The 9,194-nt window shown below is 32.7% G+C and carries 10 protein-coding genes and 1 riboswitch; of the genes, 4 read left to right on the forward strand and 6 right to left on the reverse strand.

Features of this window, described 5'->3' with window-relative positions:
- Nucleotides 1-174: 174 nt before the first annotated feature.
- Nucleotides 175-1,014, reverse strand: a complete 840-nt coding sequence (coaW, locus tag LQK79_RS20195) for a type II pantothenate kinase (protein WP_053243195.1) — start codon at nucleotides 1,012-1,014, stop codon at nucleotides 175-177.
- 359 nt (nucleotides 1,015-1,373) lie between these two features.
- Here coaW and LQK79_RS20200 point away from each other — a divergent pair, with 359 nt between their 5' ends.
- Nucleotides 1,374-1,889: a ferritin family protein gene (locus tag LQK79_RS20200; RefSeq protein ID WP_231017679.1), complete on the forward strand. Its 516-nt coding sequence runs from the start codon at nucleotides 1,374-1,376 to the stop codon at nucleotides 1,887-1,889.
- 127 nt (nucleotides 1,890-2,016) lie between these two features.
- Here the strand turns inward: LQK79_RS20200 and LQK79_RS20205 are convergent, their stop codons facing one another.
- Nucleotides 2,017-2,343: a hypothetical protein gene (locus LQK79_RS20205; protein WP_053243197.1), complete on the reverse strand. Its 327-nt coding sequence runs from the start codon at nucleotides 2,341-2,343 to the stop codon at nucleotides 2,017-2,019.
- A 335-nt stretch (nucleotides 2,344-2,678) separates the two neighbouring features.
- Nucleotides 2,679-2,784, forward strand: a riboswitch (THF riboswitch).
- Nucleotides 2,785-2,851: 67 nt separating this feature from the next.
- Between LQK79_RS20205 and LQK79_RS20210 the strand changes: the two genes are divergently transcribed.
- The 3 genes from LQK79_RS20210 (at nucleotide 2,852) to LQK79_RS20220 (ending at nucleotide 4,893) form a co-directional block, all read left to right on the forward strand.
- Nucleotides 2,852-3,451: a folate family ECF transporter S component gene (locus LQK79_RS20210; protein ID WP_231017681.1), complete on the forward strand. Its 600-nt coding sequence runs from the start codon at nucleotides 2,852-2,854 to the stop codon at nucleotides 3,449-3,451.
- A gap of 171 nt (nucleotides 3,452-3,622) precedes the next feature.
- Nucleotides 3,623-4,414 carry a thymidylate synthase gene (locus tag LQK79_RS20215; RefSeq protein WP_053243200.1) on the forward strand — a complete coding sequence of 264 codons (792 nt, stop codon included), beginning with the start codon at nucleotides 3,623-3,625 and terminating at the stop codon, nucleotides 4,412-4,414.
- Nucleotides 4,414-4,893, forward strand: coding sequence for a dihydrofolate reductase (locus LQK79_RS20220; protein ID WP_053243201.1), 480 nt, complete (start codon nucleotides 4,414-4,416; stop codon nucleotides 4,891-4,893). Before LQK79_RS20215 ends, LQK79_RS20220 begins: the two co-directional genes overlap by 1 nt.
- 390 nt (nucleotides 4,894-5,283) lie before the next feature.
- Here LQK79_RS20220 and LQK79_RS20225 read toward each other — a convergent pair whose 3' ends face one another.
- The 4 genes from LQK79_RS20225 to LQK79_RS20240 form a co-directional block, all read right to left on the reverse strand.
- Nucleotides 5,284-5,916 (reverse strand): MFS transporter, encoded by a 633-nt coding sequence (locus LQK79_RS20225; RefSeq protein WP_231017683.1) that lies wholly within the window; start codon nucleotides 5,914-5,916, stop codon nucleotides 5,284-5,286.
- A gap of 84 nt (nucleotides 5,917-6,000) precedes the next feature.
- A complete protein-coding gene (locus LQK79_RS20230) occupies nucleotides 6,001-6,303 on the reverse strand; it encodes a helix-turn-helix domain-containing protein (protein ID WP_278279675.1) in 303 nt (100 codons plus the stop codon).
- A complete protein-coding gene (locus tag LQK79_RS20235; RefSeq protein WP_231017686.1) occupies nucleotides 6,264-6,638 on the reverse strand; it encodes a hypothetical protein in 375 nt (124 codons plus the stop codon). The genes LQK79_RS20230 and LQK79_RS20235 overlap by 40 nt, the downstream gene beginning before the upstream one ends.
- Before the next feature lie 117 nt (nucleotides 6,639-6,755).
- Nucleotides 6,756-9,110: a hypothetical protein gene (locus tag LQK79_RS20240; protein ID WP_053243205.1), complete on the reverse strand. Its 2,355-nt coding sequence runs from the start codon at nucleotides 9,108-9,110 to the stop codon at nucleotides 6,756-6,758.
- Between the last annotated feature and the right edge of the window lie 84 nt (nucleotides 9,111-9,194).

Here is a 9,194-nt window from a genome sequence, read left to right on the forward strand (position 1 = left end):
TTCTAATAAATCTTGGTAAAAAAATCATAAAATACTTAGATATTTCAATTTGTCTGAGCGCACAGCGAGTTATTGAAGTATCTTAGGATTTTATGATTTTTTTACCTTAGATTTATAGAATTTTTTTAATGTTGCAAAGCAATATTACTTCGCAATATTTTTAAACTATGAAAGTTAAATTTCATTAAATTCAATTCCTTGATTATACATTATAGCAGCACCCACGGCTGTTGCAAATTGAGCATTTAAAGGAGTATAAATCTTTATATGAAACATGTCTTCCACTGCTTTTATTATACCCTTGGACTGAGGGACATCAGTTAAGTTGCCTGTAAGTACAACATCAGCTATTCCATATATTTTAGTTGAAAATACCGCCATAACTCCAATTGTTTGAAATACAAGATTAATAATACCAAGAGCAATATCTCCCTTAGATGCTAAATCACTTATCTTTCCAAAGTTTGAAGCAGTGGCATAAACAGGCAATTCTGATGAACTTTCATTAATTAAGTCTCCTATATTTAAGTCTACATTTGATAAATTACCATCCTTAGCAGTTTTAATAATATCATTAAAATCACGTACATTCAGCATTATATTAGAGAGACCCAAAAGTGTTCCTCCTCCTACTCCTGTACCTCCTATATGTTCAACCCCATTTTCATCTGCCATTACAAAAGTAGTTCCTGTTCCCATACTCACAATTATCGATTTATCAAGTTTACTTAAAAACAACCCTCCTCTTCCTATAGCATCAAATTCATCTACCTTTCCTGTAGGTATACCATGAATTCTTTCTTTTAAATGAGAAGAACCAATTCCAGTTATCATAATCCTTTCAATATCAGAAATGTTAAGCTTATTAACACTTATAAATCTTCCGAAAGCTCCATAAATACATGAAATAGGATCACTTGCTTTTACAAACATTGGACTAAACATTTCACCTTTATCAAAACCTACTATTTTAGTAGTACTTATTCCTGCATCAATACCAATAACCTTAGACAATTAACATTCTCCTTTCAGCAGTTTGTAGTACATATAGTTTGTCTAAAAGAATAACAATCACCTCTATAGTTTGGGATGGAATTCATTTATCCTTATTAACTTGATAAAACACATCTTAATATCCGTCCAAACCCCGCGATTCTTGTTTAGTTGTAGATATTAATATTTTGTGTTGCCAAGACAGCAATTTCTTGAGGCTCTAGAAGGATAATGGGCTGCCGCCCAAACCCCGCGTATGATTATTATATAATAATTTTACTGTTTATACTATATACCTAACAATTTATAATAAAATTATTTAACATTTTTACAATTACTTTCATATTATGAATCGTAATACATTTTTATGGAGGAAACTTATGAATTGTTTTTATCAATGTCCTTTTGCTTTTAATGCTGGATATGATGATATGTATAGAAATGAAATGCCAATGGCAGCAGATCCATATACCTATCCTCAAAACCTTCCAGGTGCTCTAAAGTCAATTCAAAATGCCGTAAGCGGTGAAAGAGAGGATGAGCTCTTCTATGATTATTTAATAAAAGTAGCTCCAAATCAAGAAGCTAAAAATATAATAACAGGAATAAGAAATGATGAAAGAAAACATAATAGCATGTTTAGAAAAATATACTCTCAGCTAACTGGCAAACCTATACAAACTATGCCTGACGTAACTTTTGAAAAACCAAAATCCTATTGCGATGGCATAAAAAAAGCCTTAATGGGAGAATTAAATGCCGTAAGAAACTACAGAATGATTCTCTTTGCAATGCAAAAAAGAGTTCATATTAACATGATTACTGAAATAATAACAGATGAACTTAGGCATGCTTCCCTTTACAATTATCTGTATGCTTCTGGTTGCATTAAGTAATTGTGCTAGTATTGAACAATATCAATAACATAGAATCAGAACACGCCACCAGACGGAAAAATTTAAAAACTTGCCCCTGTTAGGGCAACAGCTTAACGTTTAGCATTATAATCAAAATTCAGATTTTTTATTCTCGTCTCAAAATTTCCTTTGGTGGCTCTATTTCATTTGCTATCGTATGTTCAGTAAGTTCCGATAAAAGCTTAAGCTTTTGATTTACAATCGGCCGCATACAATTTGGCAGATGCTCCTGATGTGCCCTGTGGATTGCAACACATTCTTTACAATTCCCATGATATCGACAAGCCTTTTTGCATGAACAATGATCTTTTTCTTTATATTCCTCTCGAAATTGCGATGCAAATTCTTCCTGCAATTTCAAACCTTCTGTTCTGTTTCCTTTATAAAAAGCTTTCATAGCCTCTTTTTCTTTTAAATTACCATCGATAACCATTATAATTTTAACCCTTCAAATTTCTGTTTGTCCTCATTCTATCATTCATAATGAAGCAATGTCAATATTCTAGAACGTTAAGCAAAACCAACAAACCTAAGATAAATATAATCAAAATCCTAAGAGTTTTCAATAACTCACTAATGCTCAAACAGCTGAAATTTTTAAGTCTTTTTATTATATTTTTCTAAAATTTTTAATATTTTATTAAAACTATTTTTAATACTATTACTTCACTAAGTTTTAAGATATTTAACACTAATATACATAACATGACATTATATTGCTTGTCTTGATTTTTATATATTAATATTATATAATTAGTTAAAATACATGGCAGAGTAGGTAGTTGTGGGTTACGTGCCTGAAAGACGGGGAGTTGCTTTCGGGACGAAAAACCAAGTAGTATGGTTTGCCGTACAATTACCGCATCCCGCTGCTGCATATCGGAGTTCTTACCTTCTTTATGTGGCTGTATGAATATGCCATATTTTAAGGAGGTATTTTTATGGAAAAACCGGCTCTCTCAATCTTTACATTGAAATATTGGGTTACATCATCTTCAGAACTAAAAAAATTACGTACTCTTACTTTTGCAGGTATAACAATAGCACTTAGTATTGTACTTAATTCCTTTTATATCCCTGTAGGAGAAAACCTTCATATTTCATTTGTATTTTTAGTACTTTCTCTTGGTGCTTTAATTTTCGGGTCCGTTACTGGTTTATTTGTTGGCGCAATTTATGATATATTAGGTTTTGTAATTCATCCTTCCGGAACTTTTTTTCCAGGATATACGTTATCTACAATGCTTGAATTCTTCATTTATGGACTCTTTTTGTATCGCAGTCGTATTACAATTTTAAGAGTTTTTCTTGCAAAATTTATCGTGAATTATGGTATTCATGTAGGTCTCGGTTGCCTTTGGAGCAAATTTCTATTTAACAAAGGTTATCTTTACTTTTTTACAACAAGCATTATTAAAAACACTATTATGCTGCCAATAGAAGTTATCCTACTGGTTTTACTGCTTCAACTTTTGATCCCAGCACTCACACACATGGGCATTGTACAAAAGCAAAACTCTAGGCACATACCATTTATATAATCATACGCGGGGTTTGGGCATTGCCCATTATCCTTCTATAATTATAAAAAGTCTCTCTCCCAGCAACATAAAATACTGAAGATAATTACTAACTAATAACACGGGGTTTGGGCATCATCCCATTATCCTTCTACAATTATAAAAAATATTTATCAATTGGAGGAACTTAAAATGAATATAGCCGATAATCAATATCTAGATATAGTTGAAAGTATATTAAAGAACGGATACTATAGTCAAAATAGAACTGGAATAGCTACATATAAACTTCCTCATCAAACTATGCAATTTGATTTATCTGAAGCTTTTCCAATACTAACAACAAAATTCGTTGCTTTTAAAACAGCCGTTAAAGAACTTCTTTGGATATATAAAGATCAATCGAATGATGTAAAAAGATTGCAGGCTCAAAATGTTCATATATGGGATGAATGGATGCGAGATGACGGAACCATCGGAAAGGCCTATGGATATCAAGTAGCAAAATTTAAACAAATTGATAAATTGATTAACACATTAAAAACTGATCCGCAAAATAGAAGAATGATAATATCTCTTTGGAACATAGAAGATTTACCAGATATGGCTTTAGAGCCTTGCTGCTACGAAACACTTTGGGATGTTACAGACAACAAACTCAACTGTATGCTTGTTCAAAGAAGTGGAGATTTTCCTCTTGGTGTTCCATTCAATATGTGCCAATATGCTGTTCTAGTTCATCTTATTGCACAAGTAACAGGGTTTAAACCTGGAATATTTACTCATATTATAAATAATGCTCATATTTATGAAAATCAAGTAGAAGGCATGAAACTTCAGCTCACTCGAAAAGATGCAGCTTATGATGCTCCCAAGCTCTGGATAAACCCTAAAATAAAAGACTTTTACAGCTTTACAATAAACGACATAAAACTTATCGATTATAAGCATCATGATAAAATAAATATGGAGGTGGCTGTGTAATGCTAAGTATAATTGCAGCCCTTAATGAAAACCTCGTTATTGGCAAAGATAACAAACTTCCGTGGCATATACCTGAGGACTTAAAAAGATTCAAAAAATTAACCACAGGCAAAACAATTATAATGGGCCGAAAAACTTTTGAATCTTTACCTGTAATTCTTCCAAATAGAAAGCATATAATCATAACAGGAAATATGGACTATAATTATGACAATGATAATGTAGAAATAGTTCATAATATAGATGAGATTCTCAAATATGAAGATTGCAAAGATGAGGTTTTTATTATAGGTGGCGGAAAGATATATGAAGAATTTTTGCCACACTGCAAAAAATTATATCTTACAAAAGTACATTTAAAACAAAGCGGAGATACTTACTTTCCTAAATTTAATATGAGCGATTACAAAATACTTAAAAATGAAAAACACGAAGCAGACGGCATTACATACACTTTTTTAACTTTAAGTGCTGTATAACTTTATGCAGGTGATTCTAACTAATATAATCTAAAATCACCTGCATTACTTTAGCCCTTTAAATCTATCTTTTCTAAAATGCTTATATTATTTAGTATTAACTGAACCTCTATGCATTTGCAATTCTTGTCTAACACTTTCTTCATTCTTTTCATATTTAAAATAAAAGATCATTATTAGCGCTCCTAGAAGAAAACAAATTGCTGGTAACCATACAAATGAAAACGGTAGATGTACGAACTGTATTTCCCAACCAGTAACAGATGTTTCCCAAAACAATGATTACCCATGGCCAGTTTGATTTTATAGCTTTAAAGCTGTCACGAATTGGTAAGGATTGCTCCGAAACAGTGTTAACTTCTTTTGTTTTTACAAAAGCGAACCAGAACATCAAAGCAGCAATAAAATTCCGTAGATTAAAACAGTAATTGAAAATCCTTTTTGAGCATTTCCTTTACCGAAAAACGCAACAAGAGGTAAGGTAAATGAAGCTGTTACAAAATACCCCAAATTACCACCGATCATTCGATAGGAGTTTAGCTTAACACGTTCATCGGAATCATTACTTAAATTTGGCAAAATCGCAGTAATTGGTGTTGAAATTCCTGTGTAAAGAATACCTGTTATAAGATACGTAATTAGCGCATAAATTGCCTTTTGCCCTGTAGAAAAGTCTGGTGTAACAAATGAAAGAATCATAAAGAGTGAAAATGGCACCGATAGCCACAAAAACCAAGGTCTACTTTGGCCATACTTTGAGTGGGTGTGATCTATAATAAGTCCCCAAATAGGCGCATCAAAAGAATCAAAAATTCTAGCAATTAACAAAATCGTGCCTGCTGCTCCAACTGAAATACCAAATACATCTGTGTAGAAGTAAAGGACAAAGCTTGTCAAGGTACAATACAATAGATTTCCAGCTGTATCTGTACTTGCATAAGCAAGTTTATTAATAAGCGTAAGTTTGTTGTTTTTTTTATTCATATCTTCTTGTATATCAAATTTAATCAATTCAATATACATTCTCCTTTCTTAATTTTTAGTATCTTTAACTGTCGTAGCCTTTTCATGGTTGTAACTACATTTAAAAATGAAATTTAATTAAACCTATGATTTGTACTGCTTACGATAATAACTTGGAGAAATACCTTCATGTTTTCTAAATTGTCCTGAAAAATAAACATCTGTACTGTATCCAACAAGTCTTGCTATTTCTTCCACGCTTTTATCCGTGCGAAGCAGATATTTTTTTGCCGCATTCATCCTAATTTCTGTAAGCATCTCCATTGCAGTTTTTCCAAAAATCTCTTTCATGGATTCAGCAATATAATTGCAATGAAGATGGAATACCTTTGATAAAATTTGCGTAGTTATCTTTTGATGGAAATTATTTTCAAGATAAAGCAACACTTTTTCTGCGATACTTGCCTTGCGGCTCTTATAGGTTCCTTGATTTTCAATAAACTGCAAGAAACGCAGAAACAATTCTTCTGTTTTCCAAATACCAGCTGCATCATCACCCTCTGTACTTTGTAAAGTAAGAGAATGAGCATTTTATTCGCTCCTACTTCGTATTTATCTCCCTCTTCTTCCAAATAGAGTGTTCCACTTTTTATAAACAACATATCAAAATATCCAAGATTACATCTGTTCGGATGTAACTGCCCCTTTTGAAACGTAATATAATTTCCTTCAATAAAATCTGGAAATGGTGGCATCGAAATAGATATGATTTTTTCGGCCATTTTTAAGTCTCCTTTTCCTATGAAAGTACTTATAATATACATTATTTTCCCTCATCATAAAGTAGAATTAGTTTAACCAAGTACCTAATATTTCAAACCTCATTTTTCTCTGTGTATCTACAAACTTATAGTTATTGTTGTCTCTTTTGCAGGATTATCAAGTTCTGTTGTAAAACCATCTTTTACAAGATAAAACTTCTTCGCGTAAGGAGCAAAGCTAGTCACCTTTAGTTTAGAACCGTTTTTTTCAAACGTTCCATTAATAACTTCCACTTCATCGTAAGAAACTAGTATAAACGTTTTTTGACCAAAGCCATCAAGATATGCAACAAGTTCCTCACCCATATCCCAGTCAGGAGTTTGGTCATCATTTGTAAATAAACGAGCAAAAATTCCACCATCTCTAAAAAAAGTTGCCTGTCCAAAACGCTCACGTGAAAGATCTGGACGATTAATATGTGGACCCGCTACGGCATACGTTGATCCTGCCATTCCTTTGCCTAATGAAAGTGTTGCTGTTGAATGAGTATCATAACAATAAAGAATACCTGCTGTTGCTCGATAACTTGCCTTCAAATATTCTGGATCCTTCAAAAACTCATAAACCTTAAAAGCAGCTGACGCAGTTACACCACCCCAAAGTGAGTGAATCATATAAGTTAGCGCTTCCCACCAGCGATCCGGATTTTGTGCACGAAAATCATTTGAATATCCGATATTCGCCAAAATGAGTTCTCCATAACGCATTGCTCCTTCCTTCAATCCAGATTCACTTAAGGCGCCAGCAGCTGGTCCAAAACCTGCATTGTCAAAATAGTGTTCTGTGATGGCTGAAGCATAATTTAAACTGCGTTCATTAACACGCTTTGTTGTATTTTTCCAAAGTCGTTTAATTGTATTATACTTTTCAACAAATCCATGTGCCTTGAGCTTTTCTAACAAATCCCTAATGTAGAGAAAATACACACCCAGCATTTGTGCTTCTTCTTTTCCACGCTCATCTTTATGCAAATCAGGATTTACACGCAAATTGAAAACATCTGCTGCCCATTCTAAATAGATTTCTGGCGAATTTAATTGCAAAACATCCCCATTAAATTCTGACAATAAGTAAAACAAATGACCAATATATTCAAAATCCATACACCTATAAAATTCACCATAAAGCTTGCGAGGCTTTTTAAAATTCCCATCAATGAACCATTTTGGGCGAACATAATTCACTGCACTCGCTTCAACTTTACGTACTTGCTCTAGATCAAGCCTCCCTAGGAGATTTTTCTTCAATACAAGATTTAATTTTCCAAGAGACTCTCCTTGATTAGAAATAGGTTGAAAAGCATATGGAATTTCTCCATCTGGTCCATTATAAAGCGTATCGCAAATATATTTAGTACGTTCCTCAATTACCTTTGCTAAGTCATCCATGACATTTATAACAATAAAGTCCTCTGAACCGTCTTCAAACTTAAAAACAATTTTGTGTTCACCTAAATGAAGAAGTCTAGTAATTAATACCGATTTATTGCCAAATGTTTTTAACTTATCTGACACATCTATTTCTTTCTCCTCATTTTGTTCCACATAATGAATTTCAGCACAAACAAGTGGATTAATAACAGTTGATGTTATCTCGACACGTGTTGAGTCTCCCAATACGTTTAGCGGAACATACTTAATTTTGGGATGTCCTAACATGAAACCATTTTCATAAAATTCATCTTTTGATTCGTTTGGTTTAATTGCATATTTCCATTTCTTCGTTTCATTTGCTTCAAGTTCAATTTGTTCTTTTGAATAAATCCAATCACGACTATTAAAGTCCTCAGGATAACCACCTGAAAGAATAAGTTTGTGGTAAACCACACCATCCAATGAAGGAGAAACGTTTTCAAAAAACAAATTCTGGTACTCACAATAGGTTCCAACAGATAATGTTTTTCCACTTGTTTGGTAAACTCCTAAATTTGTTCCGACATTTCCTCTCCTTACAGTATTAATTTTTGTAAAATTGGTAGAAATTGAAGGAAAAACCGCTGCAGAATTATGAATATTACGCAATACATTTTTATCACGGAACATCACATAGGCGAAAGATGCCCAAACGCCAAAATTTTCAAGTCTTACTTTATAATTAAGTTTATTTTTCACACGAATATTCCAATTCAACGCCAGTTGATCTCTTCCTAAATCATATTCTAAATAAACAACTGCTTTAGGAAAATCAAATGTAACGTCAATCTTTTCATCTATTTCACAAATAATTGGCTTAACAGACATACTTGTATAAGTTGAACCATTAATTGTTAAATCAAAATGACCAAATAACTTTTCTAACGATGTATATCCAACTTCTTTTAAATATGCTTCATCAATTACCCAATTCATCTTATAAGGGTCTCCCTTTACCTCAAGAGATTCTACATTTCCGTTTTGGGAAAGTGCTAGTCGGAATTTTTCATTTTCGATCATGTAAGCGCCTCCTAGTATAATAATGATATAGCCACTAAGGGCTATTCTTTTCTTCATAAATTTCTAAACTGAGTAACGGAAGAA

It is taken from the genome of Clostridium guangxiense, assembly GCF_021043395.1.
Taxonomy (GTDB): domain Bacteria; phylum Bacillota; class Clostridia; order Clostridiales; family Clostridiaceae; genus Clostridium_S; species Clostridium_S guangxiense.

Excerpts from the sequence above, each read along its gene's own strand:
- LQK79_RS20210 (WP_231017681.1), top strand. The coding sequence starts at position 2,852 with ATGGAAAAACCGGCTCTCTCAATCTTTACATTGAAATATTGGGTTACA.
- LQK79_RS20240 (WP_053243205.1), bottom strand. The coding sequence starts at position 9,110 with ATGATCGAAAATGAAAAATTCCGACTAGCACTTTCCCAAAACGGAAAT.
- LQK79_RS20205 (WP_053243197.1), bottom strand. The coding sequence starts at position 2,343 with ATGGTTATCGATGGTAATTTAAAAGAAAAAGAGGCTATGAAAGCTTTT.
- LQK79_RS20200 (WP_231017679.1), top strand. The coding sequence starts at position 1,374 with ATGAATTGTTTTTATCAATGTCCTTTTGCTTTTAATGCTGGATATGAT.
- LQK79_RS20220 (WP_053243201.1), top strand. The coding sequence starts at position 4,414 with ATGCTAAGTATAATTGCAGCCCTTAATGAAAACCTCGTTATTGGCAAA.
- LQK79_RS20235 (WP_231017686.1), bottom strand. The coding sequence starts at position 6,638 with ATGGCCGAAAAAATCATATCTATTTCGATGCCACCATTTCCAGATTTT.
- LQK79_RS20215 (WP_053243200.1), top strand. The coding sequence starts at position 3,623 with ATGAATATAGCCGATAATCAATATCTAGATATAGTTGAAAGTATATTA.
- LQK79_RS20225 (WP_231017683.1), bottom strand. The coding sequence starts at position 5,916 with ATGTATATTGAATTGATTAAATTTGATATACAAGAAGATATGAATAAA.